The organism is Marivita lacus, from assembly GCF_014637725.1.
Classification (GTDB): domain Bacteria; phylum Pseudomonadota; class Alphaproteobacteria; order Rhodobacterales; family Rhodobacteraceae; genus Marivita; species Marivita lacus.
Map to the genome: position 1 here is coordinate 349,235 of NZ_BMFC01000001.1, position 19,819 is coordinate 369,053.

General features: G+C 60.7%; 20 protein-coding genes. 7 read left to right on the plus strand and 13 right to left on the minus strand.

What is annotated here, in order from left to right; all coding sequences use genetic code 11:
- Positions 1-41 precede the first annotated feature (41 nt).
- Genes IEV82_RS01795 through IEV82_RS01805 form a run of 3 tightly spaced genes read left to right on the plus strand, consistent with a single transcriptional unit; the run spans position 42 to position 4,168 of the window.
- Positions 42-1,028 carry a glycosyltransferase family 2 protein gene (locus IEV82_RS01795; protein ID WP_229747632.1) on the plus strand — a complete coding sequence of 329 codons (987 nt, stop codon included), beginning with the start codon at positions 42-44 and terminating at the stop codon, positions 1,026-1,028.
- Positions 1,025-2,731: a DUF5927 domain-containing protein gene (locus tag IEV82_RS01800; RefSeq protein ID WP_188480236.1), complete on the plus strand. Its 1,707-nt coding sequence runs from the start codon at positions 1,025-1,027 to the stop codon at positions 2,729-2,731. Before IEV82_RS01795 ends, IEV82_RS01800 begins: the two co-directional genes overlap by 4 nt.
- Positions 2,732-2,734: 3 nt before the next feature.
- Positions 2,735-4,168 carry a sulfotransferase family 2 domain-containing protein gene (locus tag IEV82_RS01805; RefSeq protein WP_188480237.1) on the plus strand — a complete coding sequence of 478 codons (1,434 nt, stop codon included), beginning with the start codon at positions 2,735-2,737 and terminating at the stop codon, positions 4,166-4,168.
- Positions 4,169-4,180: 12 nt separating this feature from the next.
- Here IEV82_RS01805 and IEV82_RS01810 read toward each other — a convergent pair whose 3' ends face one another.
- From IEV82_RS01810 to IEV82_RS01835, 6 genes are all read right to left on the minus strand, one after another.
- On the minus strand, positions 4,181-4,645 hold the full coding sequence (locus tag IEV82_RS01810) for a PTS sugar transporter subunit IIA (RefSeq protein ID WP_188480238.1): 465 nt from the start codon (positions 4,643-4,645) through the stop codon (positions 4,181-4,183).
- Between the two features lie 41 nt (positions 4,646-4,686).
- The gene (hpf, locus tag IEV82_RS01815) at positions 4,687-5,250 is read right to left on the minus strand and encodes a ribosome hibernation-promoting factor, HPF/YfiA family (RefSeq protein WP_188480239.1); all 564 of its coding nucleotides are present in this window, start codon (positions 5,248-5,250) and stop codon (positions 4,687-4,689) included.
- Between the two features lie 224 nt (positions 5,251-5,474).
- A complete protein-coding gene (gene lptB, locus IEV82_RS01820; RefSeq protein ID WP_188480240.1) occupies positions 5,475-6,233 on the minus strand; it encodes an LPS export ABC transporter ATP-binding protein in 759 nt (252 codons plus the stop codon).
- Positions 6,233-6,715 (minus strand): lipopolysaccharide transport periplasmic protein LptA, encoded by a 483-nt coding sequence (lptA, locus tag IEV82_RS01825; protein WP_188480781.1) that lies wholly within the window; start codon positions 6,713-6,715, stop codon positions 6,233-6,235. Before lptA ends, lptB begins: the two co-directional genes overlap by 1 nt.
- Positions 6,715-7,308, minus strand: coding sequence for a hypothetical protein (locus IEV82_RS01830; RefSeq protein WP_188480241.1), 594 nt, complete (start codon positions 7,306-7,308; stop codon positions 6,715-6,717). The genes lptA and IEV82_RS01830 overlap by 1 nt, the downstream gene beginning before the upstream one ends.
- Positions 7,309-7,325: 17 nt before the next feature.
- Entirely contained in the window at positions 7,326-7,940 is a 615-nt protein-coding gene (locus tag IEV82_RS01835; protein ID WP_188480242.1) for a ribonuclease D, read from the minus strand.
- Positions 7,941-8,846: 906 nt separating this feature from the next.
- Here IEV82_RS01835 and IEV82_RS01840 point away from each other — a divergent pair.
- Positions 8,847-9,536 (plus strand): sugar transferase, encoded by a 690-nt coding sequence (locus IEV82_RS01840; protein WP_188480243.1) that lies wholly within the window; start codon positions 8,847-8,849, stop codon positions 9,534-9,536.
- On the opposite strand, the gene IEV82_RS01845 is transcribed toward IEV82_RS01840, so the two are convergent.
- From IEV82_RS01845 to IEV82_RS01855, 3 genes are all read right to left on the minus strand, one after another.
- A complete protein-coding gene (locus tag IEV82_RS01845; RefSeq protein ID WP_188480244.1) occupies positions 9,537-10,091 on the minus strand; it encodes an NADPH-dependent FMN reductase in 555 nt (184 codons plus the stop codon).
- Positions 10,092-10,224: 133 nt separating this feature from the next.
- On the minus strand, positions 10,225-10,878 hold the full coding sequence (locus IEV82_RS01850; protein ID WP_188480245.1) for a YiaD family glycine zipper/OmpA-like lipoprotein: 654 nt from the start codon (positions 10,876-10,878) through the stop codon (positions 10,225-10,227).
- Positions 10,879-10,992: 114 nt separating this feature from the next.
- Positions 10,993-11,793 carry a methylated-DNA--[protein]-cysteine S-methyltransferase gene (locus IEV82_RS01855; RefSeq protein WP_188480782.1) on the minus strand — a complete coding sequence of 267 codons (801 nt, stop codon included), beginning with the start codon at positions 11,791-11,793 and terminating at the stop codon, positions 10,993-10,995.
- Between the two features lie 165 nt (positions 11,794-11,958).
- Here IEV82_RS01855 and nth point away from each other — a divergent pair, with 165 nt between their 5' ends.
- Positions 11,959-12,603, plus strand: coding sequence for an endonuclease III (gene nth / locus IEV82_RS01860; RefSeq protein WP_188480246.1), 645 nt, complete (start codon positions 11,959-11,961; stop codon positions 12,601-12,603).
- On the plus strand, positions 12,600-13,592 hold the full coding sequence (locus IEV82_RS01865; RefSeq protein ID WP_188480247.1) for an adenosine kinase: 993 nt from the start codon (positions 12,600-12,602) through the stop codon (positions 13,590-13,592). Before nth ends, IEV82_RS01865 begins: the two co-directional genes overlap by 4 nt.
- 321 nt (positions 13,593-13,913) lie before the next feature.
- On the opposite strand, the gene IEV82_RS01870 is transcribed toward IEV82_RS01865, so the two are convergent.
- The 4 genes from IEV82_RS01870 to IEV82_RS01885 all read right to left on the minus strand — a co-directional run bounded on the left by IEV82_RS01870 (position 13,914) and on the right by IEV82_RS01885 (position 18,805).
- Positions 13,914-15,101, minus strand: coding sequence for a winged helix-turn-helix domain-containing protein (locus IEV82_RS01870; RefSeq protein ID WP_188480248.1), 1,188 nt, complete (start codon positions 15,099-15,101; stop codon positions 13,914-13,916).
- A gap of 33 nt (positions 15,102-15,134) precedes the next feature.
- On the minus strand, positions 15,135-17,936 hold the full coding sequence (gene polA, locus IEV82_RS01875; RefSeq protein WP_188480249.1) for a DNA polymerase I: 2,802 nt from the start codon (positions 17,934-17,936) through the stop codon (positions 15,135-15,137).
- A gap of 66 nt (positions 17,937-18,002) precedes the next feature.
- On the minus strand, positions 18,003-18,623 hold the full coding sequence (locus IEV82_RS01880; RefSeq protein WP_188480250.1) for a Pr6Pr family membrane protein: 621 nt from the start codon (positions 18,621-18,623) through the stop codon (positions 18,003-18,005).
- The gene (locus IEV82_RS01885; protein WP_188480783.1) at positions 18,620-18,805 is read right to left on the minus strand and encodes a zinc-finger domain-containing protein; all 186 of its coding nucleotides are present in this window, start codon (positions 18,803-18,805) and stop codon (positions 18,620-18,622) included. The genes IEV82_RS01880 and IEV82_RS01885 overlap by 4 nt, the downstream gene beginning before the upstream one ends.
- Before the next feature lie 78 nt (positions 18,806-18,883).
- Between IEV82_RS01885 and IEV82_RS01890 the strand changes: the two genes are divergently transcribed.
- Complete coding sequence (locus IEV82_RS01890; protein ID WP_188480251.1) at positions 18,884-19,801, plus strand: ABC transporter ATP-binding protein; 918 nt, start codon at positions 18,884-18,886, stop codon at positions 19,799-19,801.
- The last annotated feature ends 18 nt before the right edge of the window (positions 19,802-19,819 follow it).

Below are 19,819 nucleotides of genomic sequence, written 5' to 3' on the forward strand. Positions count from 1 at the left end.
ATACAGGCAGCTGACTCTTGGGAGTGGTGCAAAGATACGGTTTGAGGCTCCAGCGCAAACGCTGGAGATTTCGCGCGTTCAGGAAACGCCGCGAACTGAAACCTGTGTCCAATCGCACCGATCTGATCCGCAAGTCGGACATATTGCTGTTCAGCACCGTGCGGAACGAAGGCATCCGCCTGCCGTATTTCCTCAAATACTACCGCGAAATGGGCATTTCCCATTTCTTTTTCGTAGATAACGACAGCACTGATGGCACTGCCGAGATGCTGGCGCAACAGCCTGACGTGTCTGTCTGGCATTCCCGCAAGAGCTACAAGCGGTCCCGGTTCGGTATGGACTGGATGAACTGGCTGCTGCGGCGGTACGGGCATGACCACTGGTGCCTGACCGTGGACCCGGACGAATTCTTTGTCTACCCGTTCTGCGACTCGCGCCCCTTGCCCGCCCTGACGGATTGGCTTGATGCATCGTCGATCCGGTCGTTCAGCGCGATGCTGCTGGACATGTATCCCAAAGGCCGGATCGACGCGGTGCCCTATCAGGTCGGTCAGAATCCTCTGGACATCGCATCCTGGTTCGACTCCGGGAATTACACGTTCAAGCGGAACCACCAACTGGGCAATCTGTGGATTCAGGGCGGACCACGGGCGCGCGTGTTCTTTGCCGACCGCCCCGAGGCAGCGCCTGCGCTGAACAAGATCCCGCTGGTGAAATGGCATCACCGCTATGCCTATGCCAGTTCGACACACATGCTTTTGCCGCGCGGCCTGAACAAGGTCTATGACGAATGGGGGGGCGAAAAGGCGTCGGGCGCTCTGCTGCACACCAAGTTCATCAGCACCTTCAACGAAAAGGCGATGGAAGAACTCAAGCGCCGAGAACATTACGCGGGCAGTCTTGAATACGTGGCCTATGCCAACGCGCTGCAGGACAATCCGGAACTGTGGTGCAAATGGTCTGAAAAATACATCAACTGGCGGCAGCTCGAGATCCTTGGCCTGATGTCGATGGGCAACTGGGCGTGAGCATCGGGATCATCATGCTGGCGCACACCGCGCTGCACCGGGCCGAGCAGGTCGCGCGTCACTGGACCAAGGCGGGCTGTCCGGTGGTGATCCATGTCGATCAGGTGGTGTCTGCCAAGCGCTACAGGATTTTCACAGACCGGCTGAGCGATGATCCGATGATCCGCTTTTCCCGCAGACATCGCTGTGACTGGGGCACCTGGGGGCTGGTCGCCGCCAGCCAGGACGCGAGCGAATTGATGCTGGCCGAGTTCGAAGAGGTGAGCCATGTCTACCTGACCTCGGGTGCGTGCCTGCCGTTGCGCCCGGTTCAGGAACTGATCGACTACCTCAAGGCACGCCCCCGCACCGATCACATCGAAAGCGCGACAACGGCGGATGTGCCCTGGACCGTGGGCGGGCTGGATGAAGAGCGGTTCACCATGCGGTTCCCGTTCTCGTGGCGGCGCAACCGGTATCTGTTTGACCGCTTTGTCGAATTGCAGCGCAGGGTCGGCTACAGGCGCAAGATCCCCGATGGGCTGACACCGCACATGGGCAGCCAGTGGTGGTGCCTCACGCGGCAGACACTGGCCTCGATCCTCGAAGACCCGAAGCGCAAGGTGTATGATCGGTATTTCCGCCATGTCTGGATTCCCGATGAAAGCTATTTCCAGACATTGGCGCGGCTCTATTCCACCAATATCGTCAGCCGGTCGCTGACCCTGTCGAAGTTCGATTTTCAGGGCAAGCCGCACATCTTTTACGACGATCACCTGCAATTGCTGCGCCGCTCGGACTGTTTCGTGGCGCGCAAGATCTGGCAGAATGCGGACCGGCTGTACGAGACCTTCCTGTGCCCGAAGCCCGGTGAACTGAACCTGCAGGAACCAAACCCCGGCAAGATCGACCGCATCTTTGCCAAGGCGGTGGATCGGCGGACGCGCGGGCGGCCGGGGCTTTACATGCAAAGCCGCTTTCCCAACGAGGATTGGGAAAACGGTGTGACAGCGGCCAAGTATTCGGTGTTCCAGGGGTTCACCGAGCTTTTCACCGATTTTGAGCCGTGGCTGGCTCAGGTCACAGGCGCGCGGGTGCATGGGCACCTGTTTGCCCCTGACCGGGCGCATTTCGCGGACGGTCAGACCGTGATGAACGGCGCGCTGTCGGACAATGCGACCTTGCGCGATTACGATACCAAGATGTTCCTGACCAACCTGCTGTGGAACACGCGCGGTGAACGTCAGTGTTTTCAGCTTGGGCCGCACAGCACGTCGCACGTGGTCTGGGACATTGCCAAGGACCCCAACGCGCAGGTGTCGGTCATCAGCGGTGCCTGGGCGATCCCGCTGTTTCAGTCGAACCGCAGCTTTGCAGAATTGCGGCGCGAGGCGGCAAAATTGCAAAAGATCGAAACCGATATGCTTGACGCGTTGCGGTCGCCCTATTCCAAGTGCCGCAGGCGGATCTGGACGATGGCGGAATTCATCGAAAGCCCGATGGAAGCGATTCAGGTGATCGTCGACGAAATCGGATCGCAGCCCAACCGCCTCTTGACCCAGGCGCCCAAGATGGTCGATCTGAGCGGCTTTGGCCAATTTCTGCAGAATCTCAAGAACCAGGGGATGCATCCCTATCTCATGGGCGATTTCCCGGCGGATCCGATTGCCCTCGGACCCGTCCGCGATGCGCCGCGCCCCCGGCCCTATCTTGTCAAGAAGTGACGCGTGGCTGTGGGGTTTGATCTTTTCGTCGTTTTCGCGGAGATGCGCACCGGGTCCAATCTGCTCGAGGATTACCTGAACCAGATCAATGGCATCACCTGCCACGGCGAAGCGTTCAATCCGAATTTCATCGGCTATCCGAACCGGGACGAGATCATGGGTGTCTCCCAGCGCCAACGCGAGGACAACCCGGATCGGTTGCTGCGGGCGATCCGCGGTGGGACCGAGGGTCTGGGCGGGTTTCGCTATTTCCACGATCACGATCCCCGGGTTCTGGCACCGATCCTGTCGGACCCGCGCTGCGCCAAGATCATCCTGACGCGCAACCCTCTGGACAGCTACATCAGCCTCAAGATCGCGCGGGCGACCGATCAGTGGAAGCTGACCAACGTCAAGAACCGCAAGGACGCGCAGGCACATTTCGACCTGCATGAATTCGAACGGCATCTGGGGCAAACACAGGCCTTCCAGCTCGAGATCATGCGGGCGTTGCAGGTGACCGGCCAAAGCGCATTCTACATCGGCTATGACGATCTGCACGACACCGAAGTGCTGAGCGGACTTGCGCATTGGCTCGGAGCAGCGGCGGCACCCGACGGGTTTCAGACCAATCTCAAACCACAGAACCCGCAACCCCTGTCGGACAAGGTGGCAAATTTCGGTCAGATGGAAACCGCGCTGCGGACGCTTGACCGGTTCGACCTGACGCGCACGCCGAACTTTGAGCCAAGGCGCGGGCCCGTCGTGCCGGCCTATGTTGCCTGCGCGCGCCATCCTCTGCTGTTCATGCCGATCCGGTCAGGGCCGGAAGAGCAGGTGAAGGCGTGGATGTCGGCGCTGGACGGAGGCGCATCAGACCTGCTGACGGATTTCAACCAGAAAAGCCTGCGGGGCTGGTTGCAGGATCATCCCGGTCATCACCGGTTCACCGTGCTGCGCCATCCTCTGGCGCGGGCACATGCCGCTTTTTGTGACAAGATCCTGAAAACCGGACCCGGAAGCTTTGCCAAGATACGCCACCAGTTGGTCCGGTTTCACGGCCTGAACCTGCCCGAAGACCCGAACGATCCCGCCTATGATCTGCGCGCACACAGGGCGGCATTCGAGGGGTTTCTGACCTTCCTGCGGTCAAACCTGAACGGCCAGACCAGCATCCGGGTGGATGCGCATTGGGCCAGTCAGGTGACCTGCCTGCAGGGCATGTCGGACTTCTGCCTGCCGGACCGCGTGCTTCGAGAAGAGGATTTGCCGTCGGTGCTGGGCCAGATGGCCCGCGACCTTGGCGTCGCGCGCGTACCCGAGTGGGATCACGCCGGTGACCCACTTGCCGACCGGCTGGCTCGCATCCATGACAGCGCCCTCGACCGGCTGTGCCGCGACGCCTATCCGCGCGACTACATGATGTTCGGGTTTTCGGATTTCAGCGCCCCAAGCTGAAAGCGCGTGGGGTCAGGCGGCCTGAACGGTGGCTGCTTCGGTGATGATCGTGTGCAGCGTGGAGGGGTCTGGATTGGCCCGCAGTTTTGCACAGAAGCTTTGGTCGCGCAGGGTGCGGGATACAAGCGCCAGCGCCTTGAGATGTTCGACGCCCGCGTCTTCGGGCGCGAAGAGCGCGAAGATCACATCCACCGGCTGACGGTCGATCGCGTCGAAATCAATCGGCTTTTCCAACAGGATGAACACGCCGACAACTGCGTTCACACCATCAAGCCGCGCATGCGGCAGCGCGACGCCATGGCCCACACCAGTGGGGCCAAGGCTTTCGCGTTCAAGAAGCGCCTCGACGGCACGCGAAGCAGAGATGCCATAGGCAGACTCGGCGAGGTCGGCGATGTCGTGCATCAGGCGCTTCTTGCTTGATGCCGTCGTCACGGCCTTTACGGCCTTCGAATTCAACAGGTCTGCAAATTTCATGTGCTGCTCTTTTGGGAACGGTACGCGCCCGTCTATCGAAGTTATGGATCAATCCAGCCGATGTTGCCATCTTCCCGACGATATACGACGTTCACACCGTCCTTTTTGTCATTTCGGAACACCAGAACAGGCAGTCCCGCCAACTCCATCTGCATCACCGCTTCGCCCACTGTCAGGGATGGGATCTTTGTCTCCATCTCGGCGACGATGATGGGCTGGAGCGATTCAGGCTCGTCGTCAATCGTATCAACTTCGCTGGCGAGGATATAAGAGGACGCCCCGAAAAGTTCAACAGGTTCCGGCCTGTCCTTGTGGTGGTCTTTCAGACGCCGTTTGTAGCGGCGCAACTGCTTGTCCATCTTTTCGCTGCAGGCTTCGAAGGCCGCATAGATTTCCGTTGCATGGGCCTTGGCCGTGGCGTTCAAACCGGTCGACAGGTGCAGCACTGTCTCGCAAACATATTCATGGGCGCTCTTGGAGAAGACGACAGTCACATCCGTCGGACGGCCGGCATACTTGCCCAGCATCGCATCCAGTTCGGTCTTTACATGTGTCTGAAGGGCTTCACCAACATCAATCTGTTTGCCGGTTATCTGGTAAAGCATAGCATTTCCTTTTTATTGTTTTGGTTTCGCACTCGAACGGGACCGGGCAAGCCCGGGCACGCGTTCAAGGGCAAAAGGTAGATGGCGGCGTGACCGTTGTGTTTCCTTGCCCAGCCGAGGGGGCAGGCGAAGCGAAAATCGACGGTCTGTGTCTGCAAACGCCATGGGTATATCTCAATCCCGCATGGGCTTCGTGTCAATCATTTCCGTAAAACCGGCGAGAATTATCCGATGCGGAAACTGTCGCCCAGATAGACGCGACGGACATTTTCGTTGCGCACCACCTCGTCGGGTGACCCGGACATCAGAACCTTGCCATCATGCAGAATATAGGCGCGGTCCACGATCTCGAGGGTTTCGCGCACGTTGTGATCGGTGATCAGAACGCCGATGCCGCGTTTCTTGAGATCAGCCACCAGATGACGAATGTCACCGACGCTGATCGGGTCCACCCCGGCAAAGGGTTCGTCAAGCAGCAGATACTTTGGGTCAGCCGCCAGACAGCGCGCAATCTCGACGCGACGGCGTTCGCCCCCCGACAGGGCCAGCGCAGGCGCGCGGCGCAGGTGTTCGATGGAAAACTCGCCCAGCAGTTCTTCAAGCCGTTCGCGACGCTTGTGGCGGTCTGGCTGGCTGATATCGAGAATGGCGCTGATGTTGTCCTCGACGCTCATGCCGCGAAAGATCGACATTTCCTGAGGCAGATACCCGATCCCCATGCGGGCGCGACGGTACATCGGCAGATACGTCGCGTCCTGTCCGTCGATCAGCACCTGCCCGCCTTCGGGGTTCACCAGCCCGGCGATGGCATAAAACGACGTGGTCTTGCCGCTGCCGTTGGGGCCGAGCAGGGCCACCACTTCGCCGCGATGCACCTCGAGCGAGACATCCCGGATCACGACACGTTTCTTGTAGCTCTTGCGCAGATGCCGGACCAGCAGGCCGCTTTGCCCCTCGGTGACAGACAGGGCCGGGCCGGGCATCAGTTGTCGCCCGACTGGAACACCGTGCGCACGCGACCATTCATCAGGGCGGTTCCCGCTTCGAGGTCCACATCCATGCTGTCGGAAACAAGCGTGTTCGCGCCTTGCGTCAACAGCACATTGCCGATCATGCGAATGGTGCCGCGATTGACTTCATATTCGGCAGTATCAGCCTCGGCGGCCTGCTCGCCATTGACCAGCGTCACGCCACCCGTCGCCTCGAGCCGTTCCACACCGCTTTGGTTCTGGGTGTAGAAGACCAGAACGCGCGGCGCAGACAGGCGCATGTCACCCTGCCCGATGATGACATTCCCGGTAAAGAGCGCCGATCCGTCGTTTTGCGACACCGTCAGCGAGTCCGCGCTGACCTCGACGGGAAGCGACGTGTCCTGCTGAACGGTACCAAAGGCGACCTGCGTCCCCTGCGCCTGCACCAAGCTGGCAAAGCAGACCGCGATCACGGTCATGACTGTTCGGATCATCATTCGGCCTCGTCCTGTTGCGGGATGTATACCAGCTTTACCCCATCCGTGAACAGCAACTGAATGTCCGAACCGTTTTCAATCTCCTCGACCCGGAGTTTTCCCGCCGACAGCGTCACTCCGGGACCGTCCGCCTCGACCTGCGCGGTGCTCTCGATGGACACGCGGTCCATCGCGGCATCCAGACCTTCCGTCCGCACCGTGTAGCCGGAACTGCTTTGCAACGTCACACCTTCGCGCAGCAGCAGGCGGTCACCTTCTTCCATCCGCCCGACATTGGCGTCGATCACGATGCGGTTGCCGTCGCTGATATCAATGACCGCCTGAAGGTCGTCCGCGATCATGCCCGAACCGTTCGATGTGCTGAACCGGGCCTGCCGTGCCGCAATGGTCAGGCCCTGCCCACCCTCGGTCGTGCCCGCATAGAAAGGACTGCCCACCTGTTCGGTCTGCGTCGGGTCCGCGCCCCCGGTCAGCACTGGGATGTTGACGATCGGGTCGGGGTCACGGGAATAGAGAAAGATCGTGGACAAGAGCACAAGAGCGCCCAGCGGAAGCAGGATCTTCAGCCAGGCGATCAGGCGTGAATACATCTTATTTGTCCGCGCGATCAGCTATGCGCGAAAATGTCGATGTCGGGCCACCCGGCAAGGTCAAGCTGAGCGCGCGTGGGCAGGAAGTCGAAACAGGATTGCGCCAGTTCGGCACGTCCCTCGCGTTCCAGCATTTCCTGCAGGACGTCGCGCAGCTTGTGCAGGTAAAGGACATCGGACGCCGCATAATCGACCTGTGCCTGGCTCAGGGTTTCGGACCCCCAGTCACTTGACTGCTGTTGCTTGGAAATGTCGATTCCCAGATGCTCCTGCAACAGCACCTTGAGCCCGTGGCGGTCCGTATAGGTGCGGATCAGGCGGCTGGCGATCTTGGTACAGAAGACCGGCGCGGTCACGACGCCAAAGGCGTTCTGCATGGCGGCGATATCGAAGCGGCCAAAGTGAAAGAGCTTGAGCACATTCGGATCGGTCAGCAGCTTTTCAAGGTTGGGTGCAGAGGTCTGCCCCTTTTCGATCTGCACGAGATGGGCCGTGCCGTCACCGCTCGACAATTGCACGACGCAAAGGCGATCGCGGCGCGGGTGCAGCCCCATCGTCTCGCAGTCGATGGCGACCTCGGGTCCGAGGTCAAGCCCGGCCGGAAGATCGCGTGCATGGACAGTATGGGCCATTGGAAGTCATCCTGCTCTTGGAACATGATGGGCAGATAGACCTTCGCCGATTGTGGCGCAACCTGCGCAGGCTTGCCGCAGTTTGGTCCGATTCGGGAATTTCGGACACGATTCGGGCTCATTCGTGTCGCAAGTTGTCTTTCGATAGCCTCAATTATACCAAATATATTTCACTTTGTGTCAGTTCGTGATATCGTCATCTGACATGTAATGCTATAGCGCTTTACGGCTGTTCCGCCTGAAACCCTGTAACAATTGACCCCACCATTGTCTCGCACGCGGCAACAATCTGTTTTTTCGCAGTAGATTGGCGACTTTACGCGACTGTCAACGTTGACGAAACAATCCGGTGGACATGTCTCGAACTGGTACTGCTTCGTGACGAAAGTAACGGTCAATCGTGCAGCCGCAGCATGATTGATCACGCAAAGTGTCCAATTTGCAGGTGCGGGCGCGTTCGGCCACAGCGCTCGGCACTGGCTGGACCCTTCGTTTTGCCCCAATTCAGCCATTTTAGGGCACAGGATGAAAAAGTGATTCAATGGCGCAATTTGCCTGAAATCCGGACGACCCGCAGCGCACCCAGAAGAAGATTACGTATTGGGAATACACGCAAAAGTTTTTCCCCGTTCCAGAAGTTGACCGGAATAAGGCGGAAGGTCATAAAGAGGTCATGCTTTGGCAGGCCACAATCCTGCCGCATTATCGTAAGGCACTTGGGGGCTGGTGCTTCTTCTAGGAGTTGCGTGAGGGTTCGTCTGCTGAAGTCTGCCACATAGTCTGAAAATCTGAATACCGGTCCCACGGCCGAGTTCAATGTTCGCGGCAACATGCTGTGAGCAAACAACGATTTCATGCTTGAAGCGTCCAGCGGCGACCCGATCGCATAGGGTCAACAGGGTCTCAATGACACTTCACATTCGCCAGCCACGTCCGCACGCCAATATCGAAACTCTGGTCAACGCGGCTTTTTCGAAGACCGAACCGACAAGCATCTACCGTGACCGCTTCAAGCGTGTCCTCGACGTCACTCTTGTGATCATGGCCGCACCCGCCGTGCTTCTGGTGCTTGGGATTTGCGCTCTTCTGATCGCCCGCGATGGCGGATCGCCCTTCTATCATCAAAACCGCATCGGCCAGTTCGGCAAGACCTTCAAGATGTGGAAACTGCGCAGCATGGTGGCGAATGCCGATGCTGCACTCGAACACCACCTGAATGCCAACCCGGCGGCCCGGATCGAATGGAACCGCAACCAGAAACTCCGTCATGATCCCCGGATCACAAAGGTAGGCCAGATGCTGCGCAAGACCTCGCTGGACGAGTTGCCGCAGCTGTGGAACGTGCTGAAAGGCGACATGTCGCTGGTCGGCCCGCGCCCGATGATGGTGGATCAGCAGGCGCTCTATCCCGGTTCTGCCTATTACGCGCTGCGTCCCGGTCTGACCGGCTTCTGGCAAGTGTCCGTCCGCCACGAAAGCAGCTTTGCCGAGCGTGCGACCTACGATGCGGAATATCTGCGCAAGGTCACCTTTGCTCAGGACATTTCGGTGATGCTGAAGACCGTCAGCGTCGTGACCAAAGGCACCGGCTGCTGATCAGGCAGACCGGGCCGCTAGGGCGTGGCGGCGCAGGCTTTGCATCAGATCGTCCAGCGCCTTGGCATTGATCTCGTTGATAAGCCGCCCGTCTTCGTCCCATTGCTGAGAGGTCGCCCCGACCAAAACCTCGGGACCGGTCAGCAACACCGGGCGGAATGGTGTGAGACAGAGCCGCGCCATGTTCTGCGTGCGCTCGCCACCAGCCCGCCCGGCCGCCGCCGACATGACCGCGACCGGCGTGTCTGCCCAAGGCGCGCCCTTGGTGCGGCTGATCCAGTCCAGCGCGTTCTTGAGCACACCTGAAATGCCCTTGTTGTATTCCGGCGTGGCGACGATCACCGCATCGGCAGCCGCGATCTGATCCGACAGTGTCTGGACTTCTTCGGGGATGCCGGTGTCGTTTTCCAAGTCCCCGTCATAAAGCGGCAGACGCAGATTGCCTTCGGTGAACTCCGCCTCTCCGAAACGGCGCACCGCCTCGAGCATGAGCAAGCGGTTGGTCGACGCCTGACGCAACGACCCGCACAGGCCCACGAGTTTCAAATCCGCCATTTTGTCTTTCTCCTGCTTTGACGCGTTGACATGTGGCCCGCATCAAGGGCGCGGCAACCCATCGCCGGGACGATACGCATGAAAAAGCCCGCGCCACCGGGGCGCGGGCCAATTTTTCGGACAGATCGAAGGATCAGGCGTTGGGCAGAATCACGATTTCCACGCGACGGTTCTGCGCCCGGCCTTCGGGTGTCAGGTTGCTGGCGATCGGCTGATCCTCACCGCGACCGATGCTCTGAAGGCGGGAGGACGAAACGCCCTCGCTCATCAGGAGATTCGCAACCGACTGCGCCCGCTGACGGGACAGGTTGAGGTTGTAGCCCGCGTCGCCCGTGTTGTCGGTGTGGCCGATGACCTGAACCGTGGTGTCGGGATAGGCCAGCAGGTTCTGACCCACGGAGCGCAGATCCCGCTGCAGATCGGGGCGCAGCGTCGCGCTGTCTGTCGGGAACAGGATGTCCTGCGGCAGGGTCACGATCAGACGCTCGCCCGTGTTGCGGATCGTCACGTTGTCATTGCCAAGCTGGGCGCGCAGGTCTGCTTCCTGCCGGTCCAGCCGGTTGCCGATGAGGGCACCGCTGCCACCGCCGATGGCTGCGCCCAGAACCGCGTTGCGGCGGCGCTCTTCGGGGTCATTGCCCATCAGCGCACCGATGGTCGCGCCTGCGCCTGCGCCGATCAACGCGCCGGATTTCGTCTGGCGGTTGGGGTCGTTCACGTCGGTACAGGCCGACAGCAGGATCGCGCCACACAGGGCCGTGGAAAGGGATAGTCTTGATAGTGTCATGATTTCGCCTCGCTAGATTATGCCCAAGTGTACGGGTCTGGTGTCTGCTATGCGATAACATAGCCTTGTCGAACCTTGGTTTCGGCAGAAAATCGGCGAGTTTCCGCCCAAGGCTCAAGCTTCGACGCGGGCGGATTCCCAGGCAAGCATGCTGCGTTTGACAGGCAAACCCCAGTGATAGCCGCCCAATCCGCCGGATTTGCGCAGCGCGCGATGACACGGGATGAGATAGCTGATCGGGTTGCGCCCGACCGCAGTACCGACCGCCCGCACCGCCTTTGGGTGGCCGATGAAATCCGCAATCTCGGAATAGCTGGTCACATGGCCCGACGGGATCTGCATCAGCGCCTCCCAGACCTTGATCTGGAACGGCGCGCCGATCAGGAAAAGCGGCACATCGCCCTCTGCCTGCCCAAACGCGTTGCGCACCCAGGGGGCAAGGCGCTCGGGAGCTTCGACATAGGCGGCATTGGGCCAGCGGCTTTGCAGGTCCTGCATTGCCTCGGCCTCGGTGCACTCCGAGGCAAACCCGATCCCGCACAGCCCCTTGTCGGTGCCCATGACAAGCGCGGGGCCGAACGGGCTGTCGAACCATCCCCAATGGATCGTGAGACCGTCGCCCTTGCGGGCAAAGTCACCGGGGCTCATCGCCTCCCAGCGCAGGAACAGGTCGTGCAACCGGCCCCCGCCGGACAGACCGGCCTCGTGCGCGGTTTGCAAAGTCGTGAACCGGTTTTGCAAAAGTGCCTTGGCATGTCCCAGCGTCAGGTACTGCTGATAGCGTTTCGGGCTGACCCCGACCCAGCGCGAGAAAACGCGCTGGAAATGCGCGGGGCTCATGTTCATCTGCGCGGCCAGCGCGTCCAGCGACACCGCAGGCCCCTGATCGTCGATCACGTCGAGCGCACGGCGCATGACGTTGAAATGATAGCCTTGGCTGTCTTCTGCGAGGTTGTTCACGCCATCACCCCTTCGGCTGTGTCAGCCCAGATGTAGCCGATAGGGCACGCCCCGCGCGACCCGAAACCTGCGCAAGGTGAATGCTTGCCCCTGTGACCGCCGCGCGGCATATGGAAGGCCATGGCCAAGCAGCTTGATTATCACACGATCCGCGAGATCTTCACCCGCTTTCAGGCGGTGGACCCCGAACCCAAGGGCGAGTTGGACCACGTCAACGCCTATACGCTGGTCGTGGCGGTGGCGCTGTCGGCGCAGGCGACGGATGTGGGCGTGAACAAAGCCACCAAGGAGCTGTTCAAAATCGCCGATACGCCGGAAAAGATGCTGGCGCTTGGTGAAGAGGGTGTGACCGAGCACATCAAGACCATCGGCCTCTACCGGAACAAGGCCAAGAACGTCATCAAGCTCAGCCGTATTCTGGTCGATGACTACGGCGGCGACGTGCCCAATTCCCGCGCCGCGTTGGAAAGCCTGCCTGGAGTGGGGCGCAAGACTGCGAATGTGGTGCTGAACATGTGGTGGCAGTATCCGGCGCAGGCCGTGGACACCCACATCTTTCGTGTCGGCAACCGCACCGGCATCTGTCCCGGCAAGGACGTGGTTGCCGTGGAGCGGGCCATCGAAGACCACATCCCGGTCGATTTCCAGCAGCACGCCCATCACTGGCTGATCCTGCACGGGCGCTACACCTGTGTCGCCCGGAAACCCAAATGCGGCGTCTGCGTGATCCGCGATCTCTGCCAATTCGAGGACAAGACCGAATGAACAAAAAGTACCAGGTTGTCGGCATCGGCAACGCCGTTGTCGACGTGATCGCACGGGCCGAAGACACGTTTCTGGACCTCATGGGCATCCAGAAGGGAATCATGCAACTGGTGGAACGCGAACGTGGCGAGACGCTTTATGCCGCGATGGCCGAACGCACCCAGACGCCCGGCGGATCGGTGGCCAACACGCTGGCGGGTCTGGGCAATCTCGGGCTGCGCACCGCCTTTATCGGTCGGGTGCATGACGATGCCTTGGGTCGGTTCTATGCGGGCGCGATGGAGAAAGACGGCACCGATTTCGTCAACGCGCCCGTGCCGGGCGGCGAATTGCCCACGTCGCGGTCGATGATCTTTGTCTCGCCCGATGGCGAGCGGTCGATGAACACCTATCTGGGCATCTCTGCCGAACTTGGCCCCGAGGACGTGTCCGAAGATGTCGCCGCCGAGGCCGAGATCGTCTTCCTCGAAGGCTATCTCTTCGACAAGGACAAGGGCAAGGACGCCTTCATCCGCACGGCACGCACCTGTCGCGCGGCGGGGGGCAAGGCGGGAATCGCCATTTCCGACCCGTTCTGCGTCGAACGTCACCGCGACGATTTCCTGAACCTGATCGAACACGAGATGGATTACGTGATCGGCAACGAGGCCGAGATCATGTCGCTTTTCCAGAACAACGATCTCGAGGCGGATCTGGCCGCCGTTGCCGCGATCTGCCCGCTGGTGGTCTGCACCCGGTCGGGCGATGGCGTGACGATCATCAATGAAGGCGCACGCGTGAACATCCCGGTTGAAAAGGTTGTTCCGATCGATGCCACCGGTGCGGGCGATCAGTTCGCCGCAGGGTTCCTGTACGGTCTTGCCACGGGCCGCGACATGGAGACCGCCGGCCGCATGGGATGTGTCGCGGCCGCAGAGGTGATTTCCCACATCGGGCCACGTCCGGAGTCCAGCCTGCCGGACCTTTTCAAGGATGCAGGGCTGATTTAGAGTTAAGGGCTACAGAAGGATGAGCAGTTTCTTGATAATCGGCAACTTTCGTCAAGAAAGATATACAAGCGATGTGCCGGACGGGCGTCTGTTGGCATCAGAGTAAGGAAAAGAACAGTTGCTCTTGACCGGTAACGCGCGAGCTGGAGCTTTCGCTATTTTGCAAAACCACGTTCAACAATGCTCCCCGAATGTCGAATTTTTCGAACTCGGACAACACCAGAAATGGTGTGGCCTTTTCTAGGCTTGATGGCATTGGCTGTGCCAGCGCCGAAGACGCTGGAAACAGCGATGAACCTCTTATGGGAGGTCGACGGACGCTCATATTTTGGCGATCACGGAAGCATCCCAGTACACATCATGAACACCAGCCAGACGGGCAAACCGTTCCAACTCGCTCTGCAGTTTTTTCCGCCGGTGCGGTGTGGGTTGAACGCCCGGCTCCCACCAAAGCGCCGGAACCGCGAGGCGGTTGTGTCGTCGATCCGCCTTGACCTCGATCCGACCGACAAAGCGATCCCCCTCAAGCAGCGGATAGACGTAGTACCCCCACACGCGCTTGGCGGCGGGCACGAACATCTCGACCGTGTAGTCGAACCCGAACAACCTCTTCAGGCGCGCACGGTCGCGGATCGCGGGATCGAACGGATTGAGAATGCGCAACCGCGATGTGGGCGGGACCAGCGCGGCCAGCCGTGCCTCGATATCGGGGGCGGCAAGCGCCCTGCTCCAGCTGCCACCTGCAGATTGAACCTCGACCGGGACCAATGATCCAGCGTGCCGGCTCGCCCAATCGGCAACGTCTGCCACATCGGTCGCCTCCCAGAACTTGCGGATCTCGCCCTGCGTGCCAATGCCAAGCCGATCAATCGCCACATGGCAGAGCCAGTCGACCTGATCCTGCTCGGGGATGTCCTGCCTGCGCAGGTCTTCGGGAAAAACGCGTTCTGCCAAGTCGTAGTACTTGGTAAAACCGTCCCGATGACAGGTGGCAAGCTCGCCTGCATACCAAAGGTAATCCAGCCCGATCTTGTGCGGCGGACGTTTCCACATCTCGCGCGCTCCTTGGATTTTCGTGTCGAAATCATGCGTGCAAAGCGGCCCCTCCTCGGTGATACGTCGCCGGATATGGGCCAGATGGTCGTCGGCCAGATGCTTGCCGAACCAGGACGACCGGCTGACCTTGGCCTTCATGCGCGTGAACTGGCGCTGCCACATCGGCAGGAATTCCATCGGCAGAACTGACGCGTCATGAGTGAAATGCTCGAAGACCGCGCGATCACGTGCGAGCAACCGGTCCAGCATCGGTTCCCGGTAGTTCTGGTTGCGGCTCCAGAGGATGTGGTGATGCGCGCGGGACACCACCTGGATCGTGTCGAGCTGGACAAAGCCAAGGCTGCGGATCAGACCCGACAGGTCAAGCGGACCTGTCGGCGCGCCACCCAACCCGTTCACCGAAAGCCACAAGCGCCGCGCGGTGCGGTTGGGGATCTTGAGGGGCGCGGTCACGCGGTCTTCGGTCCGGGGAACATTGGGTAAACCCTAATGCGCCTCGGCCCAGTTCTTGCCCTGCCCGGCATCAGCAACCAGCGGCACGGTCAGATGCACCACCGGATCGGCGGCCCCTTCCATCACGGCGCGGGCGACTGTGATCAGCTCGTCTTCTGCACCTTTCTCGACCTCGAACAGCAATTCGTCATGGACCTGAAGCAGCATCTTGGCCGGCAGACCCGCAATCGCGTCCGGCATGCGCACCATGGCGCGGCGGATGATGTCGGCGGCCGTCCCCTGGATCGGCGCGTTGATCGCGGCGCGTTTGGCGAACCCGGAACGCGGCCCCTTGGCGTTGATCTCGGGCGTGTGGATCACCCGGCCAAACAGGGTCTCGACCCGGTTGTGTTTCTGCGCAAAAGCCGTGGTTTCCTCCATATAGGCCTTGATACCGGGAAAGCGTTCGAAATACCGGTCGATAAAGCCCTGCGCCTCGGCCCGCGGAATGCGCAGATTGCGGGCAAGGCCGAACCCGCTGATCCCGTAGATCACCCCAAAGTTGATCGCCTTGGCCTGACGGCGCACATCGGGTGTCATCTCTTCCAGCGGCACGTTGAACATCTCCGACGCGGTGGCGGCGTGAATGTCCTGACCGTCCTTGAACGCATCCTTGAGCGCCTGGATGTCGGCGATATGCGCAAGAATGCGCAACTCGATCTGGGAATAGTCCAGCGCGACCAGCGTCTTGCCTTCCTCGGCCACGAACGCCTCGCGGATGCGGCGGCCTTCCTCGGATCGGATCGGAATGTTCTGCAGGTTCGGATCGGTCGAGGCCAGACGCCCAGTGGTCGCCCCGGCGATGGAATAGGAGGTGTGAACGCGGCCCGTTTCGGTGTTGATGTGATCCTGAAGCGCGTCTGTATAAGTCGATTTCAACTTGGACAGCTGCCGCCAGTCCAGCACGCGGCGGGGCAGTTCGTGTTCCGTGGCAAGGTCTTCAAGCACATCCGCGCCAGTGGCATAGGCTCCTGTCTTGCCGCGTTTCCCACCATCAAGGGACATTTCGTCGAACAGGATCTCGCCCAGCTGCTTGGGGGAGCCTACGTTGAACTTGCGTCCCACCAATTCGTAAATCTCGTCCTCCAGCCCCGCCATCTTCTGACTGAAGGCATTGGACATGCGGGACAGCGTGTCCCGGTCGACCTTGATCCCGTGCCGCTCCATCTGGGCCAGAACCGGCACAAGCGGGCGCTCCATCGTCTCGTAGACGCGGGTGACCTTGACGCGGTGCAGTTGCGGTTTGAACATTTGCCACAGGCGCAACGTGATCTCTGCATCCTCGGCGGCATAGGGCACGGCCTTGTCGATCGGCACGCGGTCAAAGGTGATCTGCGACTTGCCGGACCCCAGCAGTTCCTTGATCGGGATGGGCGTATGCCCGAGATAGCGTTCGGCCAGCGTGTCCATGCCATGCCCGTGCAGGCCCGCGTTCATCGCGTAGGACATCAGCATCGTGTCGTCGATCGGATCGACCATGATCCCGTAGCGCGACATGATCTTCGTGTCGTATTTCATGTTCTGGCCGATTTTCAGAACCGCCGGGTCTTCAAGCAAGGGCTTGAGCAGCTTGAGAGCCTCATCCAGCGGGATCTGACCCTCGGCCAGCGCATCAGAACCGAACAGCCCCTCGCCCTGTTCGGATTTGTGGGTCAGCGGCACGTAGCACGCCTTGCCCGCCTCGACACAAAGCGACACACCGACCAGGTCGGCAGTCATGTCGTTCAGCCCGGTGGTTTCGGTGTCAAACGCCACCCAGCCTTTTTCGTTGGCGGCGTCGATCCAGCTTTGCAGCGCAGCAAGATCACGCACGCAGTCGTAGCCTTCGGTGTTCATCGCAGGCAATTCGGGCGCATCGTCTTCGGGCGGATTGGCCCCTTCGGGCGTGGTGTCCGGAATGACCGGCGGTTCAACCTCGAGCGCCTCTGCAATGCGCTTGGTCAGTGTTCGGAATTCCATTTCCGTGAGGAAGGTCATCAGCTTTTCAGGATCGGGTTCACGTATCTCGAGGTCATCGAGCGTGAAATCAAGCGGCGTGTTCTCGTCCAGCAGCACCAGCTTCTTGGACAGCTCGATCTGTTCGCGCTTGTCGATCAGCGTTTCGCGCCGCTTGGGCTGCTTGATCTCGTCTGCACGGTCCAGCAATTCCTCCAGCGATCCAAACTCGTTGATCAGCAAAGCCGCCGTCTTGACCCCGATACCCGGCGCGCCCGGCACGTTGTCAACGCTGTCCCCGGCCAGCGCCTGCACATCGACGACGCGTTCAGGGTATACGCCGAATTTCTCGAACACGCCCTCGCGGTCGATGGTGCGGTTCTTCATGGCGTCGAACATTTCGACCCCGTCGCCAACAAGCTGCATCAGGTCCTTGTCGGAGCTGATGATCGTCACACGCCCCCCGGCCTTGCGCGCCTGCACGGCAAGAGTGGCGATGATGTCGTCGGCCTCATAGCCTTCCTTTTCCTCGCAGGCGATATTGAACGCCTCGGTCGCGCGGCGAGTCAGCGGGATCTGCGGGCGCAGGTCCTCGGGCATCGCCTCGCGGTTGGCCTTGTACAGGTCGTACATGTCGTTGCGGAAGGTGTGGCTGCCCTTGTCGAAGATCACCGCGATATGGGTCACATCCGACCCGGCGTTCCCTTCGACATAGCGCTGCAACATGTTGCAAAAGCCCGACACAGCCCCGATGGGCAACCCATCGGATTTGCGCGTCAGCGGCGGCAACGCGTGATAGGCGCGAAAGATGAAGGCCGATCCGTCGATCAGGTGAAGGTGATGTCCTTTGCCGAATGCCATGTCGCGCGCCCCGTGTGATGAATGGCGCAGGTTTGCCACGGACGGCGGGCCGTATCCAGTCCGAACCTACCTTACCTGCCTTCCAGGCTCGAACTTCGTAAGCCCACGCGCCAGCAGCACAATCAGCGCGCCGATCCCGGCAAAGGCGATCAACAGCCCGACGATGTTCAGAGCCGTCCGGGCAAGCCCGAGTTTGTCGAGGTTGAGGAAGAAATAGGGATAGACGCCATCGACCTGCGCCCGTGCCATCGCGTAGATGCAATAGATCAGCGGCAGGATCAGCCACGGCAGGATATCCGAGAACCGCAGGTCTGCCTTGGACACAAAGGTCAGCCAGAACAGACCGAACCCGACCGGCACAACCGTATGCAGCAGCGCATCCACCACCGCGTCAAGTCCGGTAAAGTCGTTCAGATGCGCCAGAAGCGCGTGATAGACAGCAGCCACGATGATGATCGACAGCAGCAGGTTGCCGAAAATTTGCGGCGACACCTTGCGCCCCAGCGCTACCGCGCCGCAGGTCAACCCGATCAGAGTATTCGTCCAGATCGTGTAGAACCGGTACATCGCCCAGACGGCTTCACCGAAAGTTTCGCCGTCACCGTCCATCCGCAGCCAGATGCGGGTGACAATGGCCGCGAAGACGCCAAGCGCCAGAAGCGCCGCCGCTGTCCGCTTGAGGATCACTGGTCCTGCTGGTCTGCGAAATCCCTGTGGACGTAACGGGCATCGCAATAGCCGCATTCGACCCAGCCGGTGTCATGCGGGATTTGCAGCCAGACGCGCGGGTGCCCCAAAGCCCCTTCGCCGCCATCACAGGCGATACGGTGGCTGTCCACGATCTTGGTTTCGGGCGCTTGCGTTGCCATCTGCTGCGTTTCCTTCATGCGCGTTTTCCACTAGGAGCGGTGTAAGACGACGAGGCCACGGGAGCAAGAGTGAGAGCTATGAGACAGAACGCCATTGAGATCGAAGGCCTGAAAAAGACCTATTCCGGAGGCAAGGAAGCGCTCAAGGGCATCGATCTGAAGGTTCCGCGCGGATCGGTCTTTGGCCTGCTGGGGCCGAACGGCGCGGGCAAATCGACGCTGATCAACATTCTGGCCGGGCTGGTGACGAAATCGGCGGGCAGCGTGACGATCTGGGGCTGGGATCAGGATGTGAACCCGCGCCAGTCGCGTGCCGCGATCGGGGTGATGCCACAGGAATTGAACCTCGATCCGTTCTTCACACCGCGCGGTGCGCTCGAGGTTCAGGCGGGACTCTATGGCGTGCCCAAGGCACAGCGCCGGTCCGACGAGATCCTCGAAATGATCGGGCTGACCGACAAGGCCGAAGCCTATGCGCGCACGCTGTCGGGCGGCATGCGGCGCCGTCTTCTGCTGGGCAAGGCATTGGTGCATCGCCCACATGTTCTTGTGCTGGATGAGCCCACGGCGGGCGTCGATATCGAACTGCGCCAGATGCTCTGGACAAATGTGCGCAAGCTGAACCGCGAGTCGGACATGACCATCATCCTGACGACCCATTACCTCGAAGAGGCCGAAGAGATGTGCGACGAGATCGCGATCATCAACCATGGCGAAGTGGTGGCCCGTGATAGCACGCGCAACCTTTTGGGGGCGCTGGATGCCAAGACCATGGTCATCCTGCCAGATGCGAAGGTCGGCATTCTGCCCGAGGTCGACGGCATCGGCGTGACCACCCGCGAGGATGGCACGCTGGCCGTCACCTATCGCGCGCGGCAGACGTCTGCCGAGGACGTGCTGTCGATGCTGCGCGACAACGGTGTGCGCATCCGCGATGTGCGCACCGAGCAGGCCGATCTGGAGGACGTGTTCCTGTCCCTGACACGCTCGGCCTGATCCTGCGCGGAGCTGCGT